At 67.7% G+C, this 17642-nt stretch carries 17 protein-coding genes and 1 pseudogene; 11 read left to right on the forward strand and 7 right to left on the reverse strand.

Annotated features, from left to right (window positions below; all coding sequences use genetic code 11):
- The first annotated feature begins 107 nt into the window (after window positions 1-107).
- From FCI23_RS31370 to FCI23_RS31385, 4 genes are all read left to right on the forward strand, one after another.
- The gene (locus FCI23_RS31370; RefSeq protein WP_136727355.1) at window positions 108-380 is read left to right on the forward strand and encodes a hypothetical protein; all 273 of its coding nucleotides are present in this window, start codon (window positions 108-110) and stop codon (window positions 378-380) included.
- 277 nt (window positions 381-657) lie between these two features.
- Window positions 658-918, forward strand: coding sequence for a helix-turn-helix transcriptional regulator (locus FCI23_RS31375; RefSeq protein ID WP_246144230.1), 261 nt, complete (start codon window positions 658-660; stop codon window positions 916-918).
- Between the two features lie 51 nt (window positions 919-969).
- Window positions 970-1680: a site-specific integrase gene (locus FCI23_RS31380; RefSeq protein ID WP_136727358.1), complete on the forward strand. Its 711-nt coding sequence runs from the start codon at window positions 970-972 to the stop codon at window positions 1678-1680.
- A 6-nt stretch (window positions 1681-1686) separates the two neighbouring features.
- Window positions 1687-2223, forward strand: coding sequence for a site-specific integrase (locus FCI23_RS31385; protein ID WP_246144232.1), 537 nt, complete (start codon window positions 1687-1689; stop codon window positions 2221-2223).
- Window positions 2224-2346: 123 nt separating this feature from the next.
- Here FCI23_RS31385 and FCI23_RS31390 read toward each other — a convergent pair whose 3' ends face one another.
- The 4 genes from FCI23_RS31390 to FCI23_RS31405 form a co-directional block, all read right to left on the reverse strand.
- Window positions 2347-3876: a UDP-N-acetylglucosamine 1-carboxyvinyltransferase gene (locus tag FCI23_RS31390; RefSeq protein ID WP_136727359.1), complete on the reverse strand. Its 1530-nt coding sequence runs from the start codon at window positions 3874-3876 to the stop codon at window positions 2347-2349.
- Window positions 3877-3890: 14 nt separating this feature from the next.
- Window positions 3891-4382 carry a methylated-DNA--[protein]-cysteine S-methyltransferase gene (locus FCI23_RS31395; RefSeq protein WP_136727361.1) on the reverse strand — a complete coding sequence of 164 codons (492 nt, stop codon included), beginning with the start codon at window positions 4380-4382 and terminating at the stop codon, window positions 3891-3893.
- Window positions 4383-4386: 4 nt separating this feature from the next.
- Window positions 4387-5862, reverse strand: coding sequence for a DNA-3-methyladenine glycosylase 2 (locus tag FCI23_RS31400; protein WP_136727362.1), 1476 nt, complete (start codon window positions 5860-5862; stop codon window positions 4387-4389).
- A 67-nt stretch (window positions 5863-5929) separates the two neighbouring features.
- Window positions 5930-6499, reverse strand: coding sequence for a Uma2 family endonuclease (locus FCI23_RS31405; protein WP_136727363.1), 570 nt, complete (start codon window positions 6497-6499; stop codon window positions 5930-5932).
- Between the two features lie 163 nt (window positions 6500-6662).
- On the opposite strand from FCI23_RS31405, the gene FCI23_RS31410 reads away from it, so the two are divergent.
- Window positions 6663-7487: an isocitrate lyase/PEP mutase family protein gene (locus FCI23_RS31410; RefSeq protein ID WP_246144233.1), complete on the forward strand. Its 825-nt coding sequence runs from the start codon at window positions 6663-6665 to the stop codon at window positions 7485-7487.
- A gap of 114 nt (window positions 7488-7601) precedes the next feature.
- Here the strand turns inward: FCI23_RS31410 and FCI23_RS31415 are convergent, their stop codons facing one another.
- Together FCI23_RS31415 and FCI23_RS31420 are read right to left on the reverse strand one after the other, a co-directional pair.
- The gene (locus FCI23_RS31415) at window positions 7602-8915 is read right to left on the reverse strand and encodes an MFS transporter (RefSeq protein WP_136727366.1); all 1314 of its coding nucleotides are present in this window, start codon (window positions 8913-8915) and stop codon (window positions 7602-7604) included.
- A complete protein-coding gene (locus tag FCI23_RS31420) occupies window positions 8912-9523 on the reverse strand; it encodes an ArsR/SmtB family transcription factor (protein ID WP_136727368.1) in 612 nt (203 codons plus the stop codon). Before FCI23_RS31420 ends, FCI23_RS31415 begins: the two co-directional genes overlap by 4 nt.
- Window positions 9524-9570: 47 nt before the next feature.
- Here FCI23_RS31420 and FCI23_RS63965 point away from each other — a divergent pair.
- Window positions 9571-9801, forward strand: a pseudogene (locus FCI23_RS63965) (helix-turn-helix domain-containing protein); the annotation flags it as partial.
- A gap of 105 nt (window positions 9802-9906) precedes the next feature.
- On the forward strand, window positions 9907-10266 hold the full coding sequence (locus FCI23_RS31430) for a copper homeostasis protein CutC (RefSeq protein WP_246144235.1): 360 nt from the start codon (window positions 9907-9909) through the stop codon (window positions 10264-10266).
- Here the strand turns inward: FCI23_RS31430 and FCI23_RS31435 are convergent.
- Window positions 10263-10706: an RICIN domain-containing protein gene (locus FCI23_RS31435; protein ID WP_136727369.1), complete on the reverse strand. Its 444-nt coding sequence runs from the start codon at window positions 10704-10706 to the stop codon at window positions 10263-10265. The two genes, FCI23_RS31430 and FCI23_RS31435, sit on opposite strands and share 4 nt — an antisense overlap.
- Before the next feature lie 394 nt (window positions 10707-11100).
- Here FCI23_RS31435 and acnA point away from each other — a divergent pair, with 394 nt between their 5' ends.
- The 4 genes from acnA to FCI23_RS31455 all read left to right on the forward strand — a co-directional run bounded on the left by acnA (window position 11101) and on the right by FCI23_RS31455 (window position 17484).
- Window positions 11101-13833: an aconitate hydratase AcnA gene (gene acnA / locus FCI23_RS31440; RefSeq protein WP_136727371.1), complete on the forward strand. Its 2733-nt coding sequence runs from the start codon at window positions 11101-11103 to the stop codon at window positions 13831-13833.
- Window positions 13834-14134: 301 nt separating this feature from the next.
- Window positions 14135-15520, forward strand: coding sequence for an N-acetylglucosamine/diacetylchitobiose ABC transporter substrate-binding protein (gene ngcE / locus FCI23_RS31445; protein ID WP_246144236.1), 1386 nt, complete (start codon window positions 14135-14137; stop codon window positions 15518-15520).
- 78 nt (window positions 15521-15598) lie between these two features.
- The gene (locus FCI23_RS31450; protein ID WP_136727375.1) at window positions 15599-16531 is read left to right on the forward strand and encodes a carbohydrate ABC transporter permease; all 933 of its coding nucleotides are present in this window, start codon (window positions 15599-15601) and stop codon (window positions 16529-16531) included.
- An 11-nt stretch (window positions 16532-16542) separates the two neighbouring features.
- Window positions 16543-17484 carry a carbohydrate ABC transporter permease gene (locus FCI23_RS31455; protein ID WP_136727376.1) on the forward strand — a complete coding sequence of 314 codons (942 nt, stop codon included), beginning with the start codon at window positions 16543-16545 and terminating at the stop codon, window positions 17482-17484.
- The last annotated feature ends 158 nt before the right edge of the window (window positions 17485-17642 follow it).

Here is a 17642-nt window from a genome sequence, read left to right on the forward strand (position 1 = left end):
ACGTAATTCACCCGTCCAGCCTTTCCCTCGCCTGTTGCTCCCCGATGGCCGGAGAACTCTTGGGCTTGAACGCTCAGCTTCACACCCCGCCGTTACCGGCAACGCATGTGAGCGCGGGATGGGAGCAGGCCCAAGAGGCTGTCCTGCCCCGGGACGAGCTGTACTCGTGGCGCCTGGGAGAGCCCATCTCCATCCTCCGCGAGTCCCGCCTGACGGAGTGGCTGAAGATGGGCATCTCGTCCTTCGCGGTTGCCGAGTTGGCCGGCGTGACCCCGGATTGGCTAGCGCTTCGCTACCCGTACTGCTTCCACGACAAGGATGTCGACATCGACTGGGATCGCCTGGCCAAGGCCATGGCCCTTCCAAAGCTCAAGCGGTGAAACCAGCCCGCGCTCCGGCTGATTCACGGAGCGCGGTTACCCACTGATTTCTTCCTCCGCCCCCTCGCCGGCCCTCACGTCAACGACGCCGTCACGTGACGAGGTCCCTCTCTGCGCCGTACTGCTGCCACGTGGCCAATGCCATGACAGAGCTGGTTGACCTTCGGGGAGCCGGTTCTCCGCCCGCCCGGGTTCACCCCCGCCCGCACCTCACAGAGAACCTCACATGCCTGCACAAACGTTGCTCGCCCCATCCGCTACTCCTGCTTCCCCGGGCGTGGCACGCACGGCGTTCCTGACCGTGAAGGACGCCGCCGAGTACCTCGGCCTCTCACCCCACACCCTCTACGTCTGGCGCCACCGACGGCAGGGACCCCCGAGCTTCCGCATGGGTCCACGCGGCCGCGTCATGTACCGGCTGAAAGCCCTTGACGCTTGGGTGCGCGAACAGGAGCAGGCCGACTCACGGTCCAACTCGGGCCTCAACCCGCTGAACGTGCCTCCCCAGGAGCGGTCCGCCCGCTTCCCCAGCGCCTGACGCTCCCAGGGCCGCAGAGCGCCGTTTCCACCCCTTCGTCAAGGAGTTTCATTGGCCGGCTACATAGAAGACCGATGGCTGAAGAAGCGCCCCAACCCGAAGACCGGCAAGCGCGAACGTACGACCATGTACGGCAAGTGCACCCGCTACCGCGTGAAGGGCATCCCCGGCGTCAAGGACCGTTCCTTCGACGCACTCCAGGACGCCAAGACCTGGCTCGCCCAGGCTCAGACCGACGCACGCCGAGGCGAGTTCGTCGATCCACGCGATGGAGCCATCTCCCTCAAGGACTACATTGCGACCCACTGGTGGCCCACCCAGAGCGGTGACCCGTCCACCCTTGAGCGCATCGAGCAGCGGGTGCGCCGGCACATCGTCCCGCATCTCGCCGCCTTGCCGCTCAACAGCGTCGGCACCGAAGCGCTGCGGAGCTGGAAGAAGCGGCTGGAGAAGGACCTCGGCCCCACTTCGATCCGTCTCGTCTGGGCGACGCTGTCCGGCGTTCTGCAGGCTGCCGTCGAAGACCGCCGGCTTGCACGCAACCCATGCCGCGCGAGTACCGTCCGCCCTCCGGCAGCCGCACCGGGGCGGGTCGAGGCATGGCCACCCGAGCGGGTCCTGGCGGTACGCGCCGCTCTGTCCGAGCGTTACCGGGTCCTCGTCGAGATCGGCGCGGGCCTGGGGCTCCGACAGGGAGAGGCGTTCGGTCTGGCTGCAGAGGACATCGACTTCGAGGCGGAAGTCGTCTACGTCCGACGCTAGGTCAAGGTGGTGCGGACGAAGCTGTGCTTCGCGCTCCCGAAGGGCCGCAAGGTCCGCGATGTGCCCCTGCCCCCGAGCGTGGCCAGAGCCCTGCGGCAGCACATGGAGCTCTTCGCACCTGTGCCGGTCACCATGCCGTGGGACGATCCGAGCCCGCCGCAGACCCCGGTGGAGGCCAAGCACCGTCGGCCCAGGACATATAACCTCCTGGTGACGGAGCGTGAGCGCAAGGCGATCAACCGGAACTACTTCAACTCCTACGTCTGGAAGCCCGCCCTGGCCGAGGCCAGTGTTATTGCGACGTTGGAGGAGAGCGCTCTGGACGGGTCACGTGTCTGGGAGCCGTCTCGGGAGCACGGCTACCATGCCTTGCGCCACTTCTATGCCTCCGAGCAGTTGGAGGCCGGCGAGTCGGTGGTCTCCCTGGCCCGGTGGCTCGGCCATTCCGACCCTGGGTTCACGCTCCGGAAGTACGCGCACTTCCTGCCCCGTGCGGGTGCGCGCGGCAGCGCCACCATCGACGCGGTCTTCGCGTTGCCGTAGCCCCGGGCGACCGGGACCAGCCCGGTCCCGGCCCAAAGTCCCAGAGAAGTCCCAGAGATGCCGCCGCACCCTTCCTTGACCTGTATTCGAGCAGGTCAGACAGGGTGCGGCGGCATCCTCATATCAGATGTCCCGGAAGGTCTCGATCTGCGCTCCGATCGAGGTCAGCCGGTTTGCCAGGTCCTCGTACCCGCGATTGATCACGTAGACGTTCCGCAATACGGAAGTACCCTCGGCGGCCAGCATGGCCAGTAGTACGACCACCGCCGGCCGCAGCGCGGGCGGGCACATCATCTCCGCGGCGCGCCAGCGCGTCGGGCCCTCGACCAGCACCCGGTGCGGGTCCAGCAGCTTCACGTTCGCGCCCAGCCTGGTGAGCTCGGTGAGGTAGATGGCGCGATTGTCGTAGACCCAGTCGTGGATGAGGGTGGATCCCTGGGCGGCGGCCGCGATGGCCGCGAAGAACGGCACATTGTCGATGTTCAGCCCGGGGAAGGGCATCGGATGGATCTTGTCGATGGGGGAGCGGAGCTTCGAGGGGCGCACCGTCAGATCGATCAGCCGGGTGCGGCCGTTGTCGGCCGGGTATTCCGGGGAGCGCTCGTGGTCGAGGCCCATCTCCTCCAGGACGGCAAGCTCGATCTCCAGGAACTCCACCGGCACCCGCCGGATGGTGAGTTCGGACTCCGTCACCACGGCCGCGGCGAGCAGGCTCATCGCCTCGACCGGGTCCTCCGAGGGCGAGTAGTCGACATCGCGGTCGATGGCGGCGACGCCGTGCACCGTCAGCGTCGTCGTACCGATGCCCTCCACTTTCACGCCGAGTTGCTCCAGGAAGAAGCACAGGTCCTGGACCATGTAATTGGAGCTCGCATTGCGGATGACTGTTACACCCTGATGCCGGGCGGCGGCCAGCAGCGCGTTCTCCGTCACGGTGTCGCCGCGTTCGGTCAGCACGATCGGGCGGTCCGGGGTGACCGACCGGTCGACCCGGGCGTGGTACATCCCGGTCGTGGCGGTCACTTCGAGCCCGAAGCGCCGCAGCGCTGTCATGTGCGGCTGGACGGTACGGGTACCGAGGTCACAGCCGCCCGCGTACGGGATCCGGAAACGGTCGGTGCGATGCATCAGCGGGCCCAGGAACATGATCACGCTGCGGGTACGGCGGGCCGCGTCGGTGTCCATGGAGTCCAGGTCCAGCCGGGCCGGCGGGATGATCTCCAGGTCGTTGCCGTCGTTGATCCAGCGGGTGCGCACCCCGATGCTGTTCAGCACCTCCAGGATCCGGTAGACCTCCTCGATCCGGGCGACCCGGCGCAGTGTGGTGCGCCCGGCGTTGAGCAGGGAGGCGCACAGCAGCGCCACGCACGCGTTCTTGCTGGTCTTGACATCGATGCTGCCGGAGAGCCGGCGCCCGCCGACCACCCGCAGATGCATGGGACCGGCGTACCCCAGTGAGACGATTTCGCTGTCGAGTGCCTCACCGATTCTGGCGATCATCTCAAGGCTGAGATTCTGGTTACCGCGTTCGATGCGGTTCACCGCGCTTTGACTCGTGCCGAGGGCCCCCGCCAACTGCGACTGTGTCCAGCCACGATGCTGACGGGCGTCACGGATGAGCTTGCCGATACGTGCGAGGTAGTCGTCTCCCATGGGGACAGGATATCTCACGTGTGAGATAGCAGCCCGCGCTCAAGGTTCAACAGATACTGCTTCCGGCCGACCCCGCCCCCATAGCCGGTGAGGCTCCCGTCCGACCCCACGACACGGTGGCACGGAACGATGATGCCGACCGGATTGCGGCCGTTGGCCAGCCCCACCGCACGGGAGGCCCCGGGCTGCCCGAGACGGTCCGCGAGCTGGCCGTACGAGAGGACCGACCCGAACGGGATCTCCTGGAGCGCGGCCCACACCCGCTGCCGGAACGGCGTGCCCGTCAGCACGAGCGGGATATCGAAGCGGGTCAGCTCACCTTCAAAATACGCCTTCAGTTGTTCGGTCACCTGCTCGAACGCCATGGGATCGCGCTCGCCGAAGGACGACTCGCCCGGCCGGTGGCGTTGCTCCGTCATATAGAGGCCGCTCAAAACGCCGTCATCGGCGACAAGGGTGAGCGGGCCGAGCGGGCTGTCGGCGACGCTATGGGTGCGGCGGGTCATTTGCTCACGCTCCAGGCAGAAGGTTGATGGGATGGTCGCCCGTCGCCCAGAGGTACTGGACGGCATAGGCACGCCAGGGCCGCCAGGCGGCGGCACGACGGGTCAGCGCCGCAGGCGTGGCGGGCAGGCCGAGCCGGCCGGCGGCCAGCCGCACACCGAGGTCGGTCGGGAGAAAAGCGTCCGGGTCACCCAGTGCCCGCATCGCCACGGCCTCGACGGTCCAGGGGCCGATGCCCGGCAGAGCGGCGAGCCGCGACCGCGCCAGCTGCCAGTCGCTGCCGACATCGAGATCGACGTCCCCGGCCGCGAGCGCCGCCACCAGCCCGGTCAAGGTCGCCACCCGGGTCCGCGGCATCGCCGGCACGGCCGGATCCAGCTCCGCCAGCGCGGCCGGCGACGGGAAGAGCCGGGTCAGCCCGCCGGAAGGATCGGGATCGGCCACCGGCTCACCGTGCGCCGCCACCAGCCGCCCCGCGAGCGTCCGCGCCGCCGCCGTCGACACCTGCTGCCCCAGCACCGCCCGCACCGCGAACTCCGCCCCGTCCACAGTCCTCGGCACCCGCCGCCCCGGCGCCTTGTCCACGTACGGCGCGAGCACCGGATCCCCGCGCAACAGCCCGTCCACCGCCACCGGATCGGCGTCCAGGTCCAGCAGCCACCGGCACCGGCTGATCGCGTTCGACAGATCCCGCCAATCGGTGAGCGACAACAGGCACGCGATGTGCCCCGCCTCCGGCCGCAGACTTACGACGCCGTGCCCGTGCGCCAGCCGCAAAGTGCGCCGGTAGGCGCCGTCCCGCCACTCCTCCACCCCGGGCACAGCGGTGGCCGCCAGGTGGCCGAAGAGATTGTCCGGGCACAGCGGCGCCCGGTACGGCAACCGCAGCGGCAGCACACCCGAGACCGGCGCCGGGGTACGCCTGGTGCGCGCCCGCAGCTCGCTCGGCGTCAGTGCGAAGACCTCGCGCACCGTGTCATTGAACGTACGGATACTCGCGAATCCGGCTGCGAACGCCACCTCCGCCATCGACAGCGCCGAGGTGTCGATCAGCAGTCGCGCCGTCTGCGCCCGCTGCGCCCTGGCCAGCGCCAGCGGCCCCGCCCCCAGCTCGGCCAGCAACTGCCGCTCCACTTGCCGTGTGCTGTACCCCAGCCGCGCCGCCAGCCCCGGCACGCCGTCCCGGTCCACCACCCCGTCCGCGATCAGCCGCATCGCCCGGGCGACGAGGTCCGCCCGCTCGTTCCACTGCGGCGAGCCCGGACTCGCGTCGGGGCGGCACCGCTTGCAGGCCCGGAACCCGGCGGCCTGGGCGGCGGCCGCGCTGGGGTAGAAGGTCATGTTCTCCGGCTTGGGCGGCACCGCGGGGCAGCCCGGGCGGCAGTAGATCTTCGTCGTCAGCACAGCCGTGAAGAACCACCCGTCGAAGCGGGTGTCCTTGGACTGCACGGCCCTTACGCAGCGTTCGAAGTCTTCATGCACAGCCCCCAGCATTGTCGGTTGCGGACGCCGGGGCTGGCGGGAATCCGACGTCAGCGTTCCGAGACGCTCAGAAGCCGGACGTGTCCAGCTCAAGGTCGAACGGCTCGGGGAGCTCGACGGGCGTGCCGAACGGATGCGGGCCGTCGACTCTGGTGTAGCCGAGTTCCCCGGGACCGGCGTAGAGGGTGCAGGTCCGCTCCTGCCGGTCGACCAGGAGATACAGCGGCGCCCCGAACTCGGCGTAGCGGCGGCGCTTCACCGTCCGGTCGGTGTCTCCGTTGGATTCGGAGGTGACTTCGACGATCAGCAGGGTCTGGTTGGGCAGCAGAGCGTCCTGGTCCGCCAAGTGTTCGGGTACGACGGCTACGTCTGGCACGTACCAGTTGCTGGTACCCGGAAGATCAATATTGCCTCCGCCCGACAGGCAGCCCAGCTTCTCCACGATGGGCTCGATTTGCTTGCGGATCTTGGCTGCCGCTTTCTCATGGCCCCAGGTTGGTGACAACGGTTCGATGACCCCCTCGACGATCTGCACTCGGTCTCCCTCGATGTGCTGGATCGCATACTTAAGTGCGGTTTCGGGGTCGTCAGCCGTGTACGAATGCGCCTGCGCGTTTGAATGGGGCTGTGCGCTCATCGGTCCTCCAACGGACATCGTTACTGCAGCATGACGACTACCTCCGATCTACCGCAATCCGCACCTCACAGTCGGCGATCCCCGCCCTCGTTCCCCCGAACCAGTGACCTCCATGGCGGAAATCCGCGTGACTGCCCCGGCGCCGCCTGATGAACTCCCCTGTGTGACGACAGACCTGAAGGCCAAGGCCGAGCTCTTCCACTCCCTGCACACCGCCGCCCACCGTCCCCTGATCCTCCCCAACGCCTGGGACGCCGCCGGCGCACGCATCGTCGAGGAGACCGGCGCCACCGCGATCGCCACCACCAGCTCCGGAGTCGCCTGGAGTCTCGGCGCCGCAGACGGCAATCACGCCGACCGGGACGAGGTGGTGCGGAGCGTCGCCCGGATGACCGCCGCCGTGGGCGTCCCGGTGAGCGCCGACATCGAGGGCGGTTACGCGGCGGACACCGATGGCGTCGCGGAAACCGTACGGCGGGTGCTCGCGGCGGGAGCCGTCGGCATCAACATCGAGGACTCCTACGCCGGAGGTCCGCACCCCCTCCGCCCGGTCGCCGACCAGGCCTCCCGCATCGCCGCCGCCCGCGAGGCCGCCGATGAGGCGGGCGTACCACTGTTCATCCACGCCCGCATCGACACCCTCCTCCGCCAGGCCGGCGGCATCGGGGACACACTGGACCGTGCGGCGGCCTATCTCGCCGCCGGAGCCGACGGCATCTTCGTCCCCGGTACCACCGATCCGGGCGTGATCGCCGAACTCGCCGCCGCAATCCCGGCCCCGCTCGGCATCCTCACCGGCCCCGGCGCGCCGCCGGTCACCGCACTGGCACAGGCCGGTGCCGCCCGCATCAGCGTGGGCGGCGCGATCGCTGAGGCGGCGTACGCCCTGGTCCGGCGCGCCGCGCGCGAGGTGCTGTCCACGGGAACGTACGAGGAGCTGAGCGGGGCGCTGGGTTACGCCGAGCTCAACGCGCTGATGCGCGGCTGACGCAGGAGCCGCGGCACCCGTCCACAGGCCGCCGGTGGCCCGGGCCCGGACAGTTGCCGCAAGCATGGGTTCCTCCACCGCGCGGCCAGGGAACGCCAGACCGGGCGGTCGTGGTCAGTGACGCGGCAGGACCGGCTCGCCATCGGGGTCCAGCGGACGTTTCGAATCGCTTTTTGGCTGACGGGACGTCGGCAGGTCCCGGGTACGCCGGATCGGCGAGAAGAACAGGATCAGTGCGGCGAGCGGGACCCCCGCTGTTGTGATCCACATCGCTGTGCGGATGCCGACGGCGGTGCCGAGCGTGCCGCCGAGCAGCGCTCCCAGCGGGATCGTTCCGTAGTTGAGGAAGGCTGTGCTTGCGGTGAGGCGGCCGAGGAGATCCGGCGGGCAGTAGCGCTGCTGGAAACTCGCCTTGATCACATTGCCTGCCACGACGCCCGCGGAGACGCAGAAGCCGCCCGCTACGAAGAGCAGGATCCCGGCTCCGCCGACGGTCAGCGGGATGAGCAGGGCGAACACGGGAAGACCCAGTTCGAACAGCAGCGTCGCGCGGGCTGTGCCCACCCGGGCGGCGACCCTGCGTGCGACGAAGGCCCCGGCAACGCCCCCGGTGCCGGCCGCCGCGATGAGTCCACCGACCACTCCGGGGACCAGGCCGACGTTCCGGACCAGGAAGATCACCAGGAGCGACTGGTATCCCATGAGGGCGAGGTTGGAGGTGGCGCCGAAGAGTGTCAGCGTGCGGAGCCAGGGGTCGTCCGCGACCAGCCGCAGGCCCTCGCCGACTTCGCTGACCAGTGCTTTGGGGCGACGTTCGGTCCTGGTGACGCGTGGCTCGCGGTACTGGATGCCGCCCAGGCAGAGGAGGGACACGAGAAACGTCGCGGCGTTGGCGAACAGCCCGTTCACCGCGCCCGCCAACTGTGCGATCAGGCCGCCGGAGCCGAGCCCGGCGATCTGTGCGGCGGACGCGCTGCCGTGCAGTTTGGCGTTGCCCTCGGGCTGGTCATGGGGTTCCAGAATGCTGGGGAGATAGGCGCTGTAGGCGGTCTGGAAGAACACCGCTGCCGTGCCCGTCAGCAGTGCGACGGTCAGCAGCAGGCCGATACTCAGCCAGCCGAACCGGGCGGCGACCGGGACGCCGGCGAACAGTAAGAGGGAGACCGCGGCGGCGGCCAGCATGATCGGCCTTCGCCGCAGCCGGTCCACCCAGACACCTACCGGAAGACCGATGATCAGCCAGGGGGTCCAGGAAGCGGCGGTGAGCAGGCCGACTTCGAACGTGCCGGCGTGCAAGTTGGAGACGGCGACCAGCGGCATCGCCACCCCGGTGACGGACGCGCCGAACTTGCCGGCGGTCTCGCCGCACCACAGCAGCCGGAAATCACGGTGGCGCCGCAGGAGGCCACCGCGTATGCCCTGGCTCATGCGGTGCCACGCTCCTTGCGTGGGAACGACTGGAGTTGGACGACCACGGGGAGCGCGCCCGGGGCGGGCTCGGCGTCCGGAGCAGGAGTGTGACGGGCGATGACGGCCATCAGTTCCTCGTTGAGCGCCTCCAGCTGATCCGGTGTCATCCGCAGGTCGCGCCAGTCCGAGATGGTGCCGACGCTCCGCCACTCGTCGTCCCAGTCCTCGCTGAAGTAGTTCATGACCCGGCTGAAGTACTGCTGCACCAGTTCGTGCATGTAGACCGACAACGCACCCCGGGTGTCGGGATCGTCGCGGAAATCGGCGGTGTTCAGCACGTTCGTGACGCCGACCGTTCTCCACCAGCGCTCACGTTTTGTGCCCCGTCCGGTCTCCTCCTCGATGAAGCCGTGCTCGGCGAGATGGCGCAGGTGCCAGCTGACGGTGCCGGTGTTCTCTCCGAGGCGTTCGGAGAGCCCGGTGGCGGTGGCGGGCCCGTCGAGACTGAGCAGTTCGAAGATGTTCATCCGCAGCGGATGGGCCAGCCCCCGCAGGCTGCGCGCATCGATGCGCCGGGTGGGCCTGGCCGGCTGGGGTGTGCGTTCGGGTTCGCGTTCGTCAGGCATGTCCGCATCATATATTGCAGAGACTTCTCTGCAGAGAAGTCTCTGCAATTGATCTCAGACGGCGATCGTCTTGTGCTCCAGGTACCCAGAGCAGCACCAAGGGCGACGCCTCCTCCCTCGCTGCGCGTGTCCTCGAACTCATCGCCTCCGGGCAGGCGACATCGCGCACCGAACTCGCGGAACACCTCGGTGCCGCGCCGTCGACGATCTCGCTCACGATCAGTCACCTCGTGGACCGGGGACTCGTCGCGGAGCAAGGCACGCGCACATCCACCGGCCCGTTCGACCCGGACCTGGCAGACCCGGACCTGGCGGCCCGGATCGTCGCGCCCTCGAACGAGCCGCTCACCGGGGCAGACGAGTGAGCCGGTCCGCAGGCTCACGTGGGGGGTGCGGTCACGGCCGCGGCCGGTCTCGCCACCATCGGCGAGATGGTCGCAGCGGCGCCGGGGGTCGAGGTCATGGCCGGTGCGGGCGTACGACCGCCCGACGTGGCCCGGCTCGCCGCCGTGGGCGTCGCCGCGGTGCATCTCTCCGCGGAGCGCGCCGCACCCGCCCACCGTGGCGGCACCTGGGTGCCCATGGGAGCCGCAGGCTCCTCCGCCGACGCGGACACCCATTTCGTCACCGATCCGGACACCGTTGCCGCGGCCCGGGCCGCGGTCGACGCGGTCGGGCCGCCGTCCCAAGGTGGTGCCCGGGCCGGCCTTGGCCTTCCCGGGCACCTGGCTCCGGACTTCTAATCCACGAGTTCGAAGGTCCACGCCTGGCGCTTGTCGCCGACGTCGAGTGGCCTCAGGGCGATGCGCGGCGGAAAGATTCTCAGCATGCTGAGGTCCGCGGCCAGCTCCTCGCCGTCGATGGGGCCTCCGGGAACGACGAGGTGGAAGGTGTGAGGAGCCGAGCTCTGGTAGAGCGCCCATTCGCGGCGCTCGGCGTACCCGCCGACCGGCTTGTTCACCTCGGGGTCGCCGTCGAAGCCCAGGTACGTCCCGCTCTCGAGGTTGCGGATCGTGAAGTTGCCGTTGCTGAGTCCCTCCAGTGACCATTCCTGCTCACCCGGAGTGCCGGTTGGGGGCAGTAGCACCGCCGGTGTCTTGGGCTCTGCCGACCCGCCCTCCATGGTGAGAAGCTGCTCGCCAGGGCGGGCGATCGCGTAAGTGCCGTTCGGTACAGCTGCCAAGGCCGGCTCCATTTCCGATGTGCGGCACCTGTGCGAGGTGCCACCGATCTACTGGGTGGGCCCATCCAATCCCGGCCAAAGCGCCGGATAGCGGGGGAACACGCCCGCATCGCCCTTTAGGGCTACCAACAGCTTCGCCCCGCAGGAACGCGCATCGGACCGGCACCGGGTCGCTGCTGTCACAAGGGCAAAGGCAAGGCCCCAGCGCATGACCGTGCGACGGTGATGTACTAGAGTTATCTCGACATCGAGATATCTACCCGAGGCGCACCACCGCCCACCGGGCAAGGGCAACCTGACTTAGCGTGACCTTACCCGGATCGGCCAGTGGCCGCAGCGGCAGCATCATGGTGGTACGCGCGAAATCACGCACGAAGGCAAGAAGGAGACTGTCGTGTCGGCGAACAGCTTCGACGCCCGCAGCACGCTGCAGGTGGGCGACGAGTCGTACGAGATCTTTCGGCTGGACAAGGTGGAGGGCTCGGCCCGCCTTCCGTACAGCTTGAAGGTACTGCTGGAGAACCTGCTCCGCACCGAGGACGGCGCGAACATCACCGCCGACCACATCCGCGCGATCGGAGGCTGGGACTCCCAGGCGCAGCCGAGCCAGGAGATCCAGTTCACCCCGGCCCGCGTGATCATGCAGGACTTCACCGGTGTGCCGTGTGTGGTCGACCTCGCCACCATGCGTGAGGCCGTCAAGGAACTGGGCGGCGACCCGGCGACGATCAACCCCCTGGCCCCGGCCGAGCTGGTCATCGACCACTCGGTCATCGCCGACCGGTTCGGCACTCCCGACGCCTTCGCGCAGAACGTGGAGCTGGAGTACGGCCGCAACAAGGAGCGCTACCAGTTCCTGCGCTGGGGCCAGACCGCGTTCGACGAGTTCAAGGTCGTCCCGCCCGGCACCGGGATCGTGCACCAGGTGAACATCGAGCACCTGGCCCGCACCGTCATGGTGCGCAACGGCCAGGCGTACCCCGACACACTCGTGGGCACCGACTCGCACACCACCATGGTCAACGGTCTGGGCGTGCTCGGCTGGGGCGTCGGCGGCATCGAGGCGGAGTCCGCGCTGCTCGGCCAGCCGGTGTCGATGCTGATCCCGCGGGTGGTCGGTTTCAAGCTGACCGGCCAGCTGCCGACCGGCACCACCGCGACCGACCTGGTGCTCACGATCACCGAGATCCTGCGCAAGCACGGTGTCGTCGGCAAGTTCGTGGAGTTCTACGGCGAGGGCGTCGGCTCGATCCCGCTGGCGAACCGCGCCACCATCGGCAACATGTCGCCGGAGTTCGGCTCGACCGCCGCGATCTTCCCGATCGACGTCGAGACGGTCAACTACCTCAAGCTCACCGGCCGTTCCGCCCAGCAGCTCGCGCTCGTCGAGGCGTACGCCAAGGAGCAGGGCCTGTGGCTGGACCCGGCCGCCGAGCCGGACTTCTCCGAGAAGCTGGAGCTCGACCTCTCCACGGTCGTGCCGTCCATCGCCGGCCCGAAGCGCCCGCAGGACCGTATCGTCCTGGCCGAGGCCGCCGAGAAGTTCGCCCAGGACGTCCGCGGCTACGTCCCCGTCGCCGACCTCGACGAAGCGGGAATGGAGTCCTTCCCGGCCTCCGACGCCCCGGCCGTCACCAACGGTGTACCGACGCATTCGGTCCTGGTCACTGCCCCCGACGGGTCGACGTACGAGATCGACCACGGCGCTGTCACCGTCGCCGCGATCACCTCCTGCACCAACACCTCGAACCCGTATGTGATGGTCGCGGCGGCGCTGGTGGCCAAGAAGGCGGTCGAGAGGGGCCTGACCCGTAAGCCGTGGGTCAAGACGACCCTGGCGCCGGGCTCGAAGGTCGTCACGGACTACTTCGACCGGTCCGGCCTCAGCCCGTACCTCGACAAGCTGGGCTTCAACCTGGTCGGCTACGGCTGCACCACCTGCATCGGCAACTCCGGCCCGCTGCCGGAGGAGGTCTCCAAGGCGGTCAACGAGCACGACCTGGCGGTCACCGCGGTGCTGTCCGGCAACCGCAACTTCGAGGGCCGGATCAACCCGGACGTCAAGATGAACTACCTGGCCTCGCCGCCCCTGGTCGTCGCGTACGCCATCGCCGGCTCCATGAAGGTGGACATCACCAAGGACGCCCTGGGCGTCGACCAGGACGGCAAGCCGGTCTACCTGGACGACATCTGGCCCTCCGAGCAGGAGGTCAACGAGGTCGTGGCCTCCGCGATCGGCCAGGACATGTTCACCGAGTCCTACAAGGACGTCTTCGCGGGCGACGCCCAGTGGCAGTCGCTGCCGATCCCGACCGGCAACACCTTCGAGTGGGACCCGCAGTCGACCTACGTCCGCAAGCCCCCGTACTTCGACGGCATGACGATGGAGACCACCCCGGTCACCGACATCACCGGCGCCCGGGTGCTCGCCAAGCTCGGCGACTCGGTCACCACCGACCACATCTCCCCGGCAGGTGCGATCAAGGCCGACACCCCGGCCGGCAAGTACCTCACCGAGCACGGTGTCGAGCGTCGCGACTTCAACAGCTACGGCTCCCGCCGCGGCAACCACGAGGTCATGATCCGCGGCACCTTCGCCAACATCCGCCTGCGCAACCAGGTCGCGCCGGGCACCGAGGGCGGCTTCACCCGCGACTTCACCCAGGAGGGTGCGCCGGTCTCCTTCATCTACGACGCCTCCCAGAACTACCAGGCCGCCGGCGTCCCGCTGGTCATCCTGGCGGGCAAGGAGTACGGCTCCGGCTCCTCCCGCGACTGGGCAGCCAAGGGCACCTCGCTGCTCGGCGTCAAGGCTGTCGTCGCCGAGTCGTACGAGCGCATCCACCGCTCGAACCTCATCGGCATGGGCGTCCTGCCGCTCCAGTTCCCCGAGGGCGCCTCGGCGGCGAACCTGGGCCTCACCGGTGAGGAGACCTTCTCCGTCACCGGGGTCACCGCGCTCAACGACGGCGGCATCCCCGAGACCGTCAAGGTCAAGGCCGCCGCTCCCTCCGGGGCCGTTACCGAGTTCGACGCCAAGCTGCGCATCGACACGCCCGGCGAGGCGGAGTACTACCGCAATGGCGGCATTCTGCAGTATGTGCTGCGCAGCCTGATCCGTAAGTAAGCGCATATAGACCCCGCTTTCCGGGCCTGCATCCCTTGCCGGGGGTGCGGGCCCGGAGATGTTTCCGGAAGCCCGCGGACCCGGGCGGAGCCGGCTCCGCGTTTCCGGGAGGTCTCAAGTAGGAGAAGCTGTCCGCCAAACGCGCGCATGACCTTGCTCACCCCACCAGAATTGGACTATACCTGTCGAAAGCCAGGGGGCCCGTGAATGCGGGCCGTAGGCGGGGGGAACGACGGGCATGTGGCCCGCGTACGGTGCTCTCCGCACCGCTTCAGTCCCTGGAGAATGCGAGGGCTTGAACGTGGCATCCGACGTAAATCGACGCGATCTGATCAAGCGGGCGACGGCAGCGAGTCTGCTTGCGGTCCCGTCCGCCGGCGTGCTGAGCGCGTGCGCTTCCAGCGGTGGCGGCACCAGCAGCGACAAGACGGGGGCCAAGACCAACACCAACCCCTTCGGCGTCACCGACTCCGCCGCCCTGGATATCGTTATCTTCAAGGGCGGCTACGGCGACGCGTACGCCAAGTCGTTCGCGACGCTCTACGAATCCAAGCACAAGGGTGCCAAGGCGGCCGTTCTGTCCACCCAGGACATCACGGGCAAGCTGCAGCCGCGTTTCAACGCGGGCAACCCGCCGGACGTCATCGACGACTCCGGCGCCGCGCAGATCAAGCTCGACGTGCTGCACAAGAACGGCCAGCTCGCGGACCTGACGCCGCTGCTGGACGCTCCGTACGCCGACGACCCGACCAAGAAGGTCCGTGACGTGCTGCAGCCCGGCACGATCGACCCGGGGTCCTTCGGCGGCAAGATGTACGCCCTCAACTACATCTACACCGTGTGGGGATTCTGGTACTCCGGCAAGCTCTTCAAGGACAAGGGCTGGACCGAGCCCAAGACCTGGGCCGACTTCCTCTCCCTCTCCTCGGAGATCAAGAAGACGGGTATCGCGCCCTTCTGTCACCAGGGCAAGTACCCGTACTACATCAACATGGTGATCATGGACCTCATCGCCAAGAACGGCGGTCCGGACTACCAGAAGCGCATCGACGCGCTGGATGCCTCGGTCTGGGACGAGGCTCCGGCGAAGGCGGCCATCGACGCCGTCTACTCGATCGTGGACAAGGGCTACCTCCTGCCCGGCACCAACGGCCTGACCCACATCGAGTCGCAGACCGCGTGGAACGAGTACAAGGCGGCTTTCATCCCGTGCGGCTCGTGGCTGGAGAACGAGCAGCTCAAGTCAACGCCGACGGACTTCGACATGAAGTTCATGCCGCTGCCCTCGCTCGCCGGTGACAAGATGCCGTTCGAGGCCATCCGGGCCGGTGCCGGCGAGCCGTTCATCGTGCCGGAGAAAGCCAAGAACAAGGCCGGCGGCCTGGAGTTCCTGCGCATGATGCTGACGAAGGAGGGTTCCGGCAAGTTCGCGGCGGCCGCCAACTCCCTGACCGTCCTCAAGGACGGCGTTGGCAGCGATGTGCAGTTGCGCCCGGGGACGGCGTCCAGCGTGGTGGCGCTGAAGGCGGCGGGCACCAACACCTTCAACTATGCCTACCCCAACACCCAAAGCCAGTTCGACGTCGACGTGCAGAACGCCAGTGGTGAGCTGATGGCCAAGCGCATCACCCCGACGCAGTGGCTTCAGCGGGCCAAGACCGCTGCGCTGAAGGCCAAGAAGGCCTGATCGCAGCAACGCCAGGTGCCGTGGGGGCCGAAACCAGCGGCCCCCGCGGCACCCAGCCCCTCGACCAGGAGCAGGATCATGCGCCACCGTAAGTACCCGTTCATCGCAGGATTCCTCTTCGTCCCGCTAGCGCTGTACCTGATCTTCGTGATCTGGCCCTATCTGCAGACCTTCGGGTATTCGTTCACGGACTGGCAGGGCCAGTCCCAGACGATGAATTTCATCGGGATCGACAACTACAAGGCGCTGTTCTCCGACAGCGTCTTCATGACCGCGCTGGGGCACAACCTCCTGTTCCTGGTCTTCGTGCCGGTGGTAACGATTCTGCTGGCGCTGTTCTTCGCGTTCATGCTGAATGTGGGCGGGCGCGGAAAGTCCGGGGGAGTCAAGGGCGTCACCGGCTCCCCGGTGTACAAGGTGCTCTTCTTTCTGCCGCAGGTGCTGTCAGTTGCGATTCTCGCGGTCCTCTTCGGCGCGGTGTACCGGAGTGACCAGTCCGGTCTGCTCAATGGCGTCCTGATAAAGCTGCACCTGGTCACCGCGGCCAACCCGATCGAGTGGCTGAACGACCCGAACCTGGTCCTCTGGTGCATCCTGGCGATCCTGGTCTGGTGGTGGGTCGGCTTCTATCTGGTGCTGTTCTCCGCAGCGATGCAGTCCATCCCCAAGGACATCTACGAGGCCGCGCTGCTGGACGGCGCGGGCCGCAGCCAGACATTCTTCAGGGTCACCCTCCCGTTGCTGTGGGACAGCATGCAGACCGCCTGGGTCTATTTGTCCATCGTCGCCATGGATGTCTTCGCGCTGGTCTCGACGCTGACCCCCGGGACCGGTTATGGAGGCGGCCCCGACCACCACAGCGAGGTCATGGCCACCGATCTGATGCGTAACTTCCAGTTCTTCGGAAAGAGTGGCTACGCCTGTGCGATGGGCGTGATCATCCTCCTTCTGACCCTGATCCTTTCCGCGATCACGCTGCGGGTCTCCCGCCGTGAGCGCATCGAGTTCTGAGTGGGGCACCGATGAGCACACCCATCAAGGAGTCCAGGGCAGGGCTGCTGGACAATGTGCCGGCCCAGGGCGCGGCGAAGAAGAGCCGGGGCGGTGCGGCGGACCCGGCGGGAGGCGAGGGCCGGGTCCTCAATGTCTTCTCGCACGGTTTCCTCGCTCTGTGGGCCGTGCTGATCGTCCTGCCACTCCTCTGGATCATCCTCGGCTCCTTCAAGAGCGACGCGGAGATCGGTGCCAGCGCCTGGTCCTGGCCCTCGCACTGGGGCCTCGACGCCTTCACCCGGGCCTGGGACAAGGGCATCGGGGACTTCTTCGTCAATACCGTCATTGTCATGGCCTTCTCGGTCCCGCTGACGATGCTCTTCGGATCGATGGCCGCCTATGTGCTGGCCCGCTACGACTTTCCCGGCAACAGGTTCATCTACTTCCTGTTCGTCGGCGGTGCGATGTTCCCGGTGTACCTGGCTCTGGTGCCGCTGTTCTTCATGGTCAGGAACCTGGGGATGCTCAACACCTACCAGGGCCTGATCCTGGTCTACATCGCCTACTCGCTACCGTTCACCGTCTTCTTCATGCACTCGTTCTTCCGGACGCTGCCGACCGCCATACACGAGGCCGCAGTGATCGACGGCGCCTCGCACACCAGGGTGTTCTTCCAGGTCATGGTGCCCATGGCGAAGCCGGGACTGCTGAGCGTCGGGATCTTCAACGTATTGGGCCAGTGGAACCAGTACATCCTGCCCGTCACCCTCATGCAGCAGCAGAGCAGCACCGACCCCGATCACTCGATGCTCGCCCAGGGCCTGGTGAACCTGGCGCTCAGCCAGGGCTACGCCGGTGACCAGCCCGCGCTCTTCGCCGGGATAGTGATCGCCATGCTTCCGGTTCTCGTCGTCTACCTTTCCTTCCAGCGTCAGGTCCAGGCCGGCCTCACCGCGGGCACGCTCAAGTAACTTTCCGTACGTATCCCCGCAGAGCGGCCCTGCGCCACCGGGGCCGCCTGCGGAGTTTTCGGCCGTTTCCGATAACGGAGTGCCTCCGCCCCTTGACGGGACGCAACCCAAAACGCTCAGCTTAGAGTTCACATGTTGTAGACGACGGGGTCTCATCG

The sequence above is a fragment of the Actinacidiphila oryziradicis genome, assembly GCF_005047355.1.
Classification (GTDB): Bacteria; Actinomycetota; Actinomycetes; order Streptomycetales; family Streptomycetaceae; genus Actinacidiphila; species Actinacidiphila oryziradicis.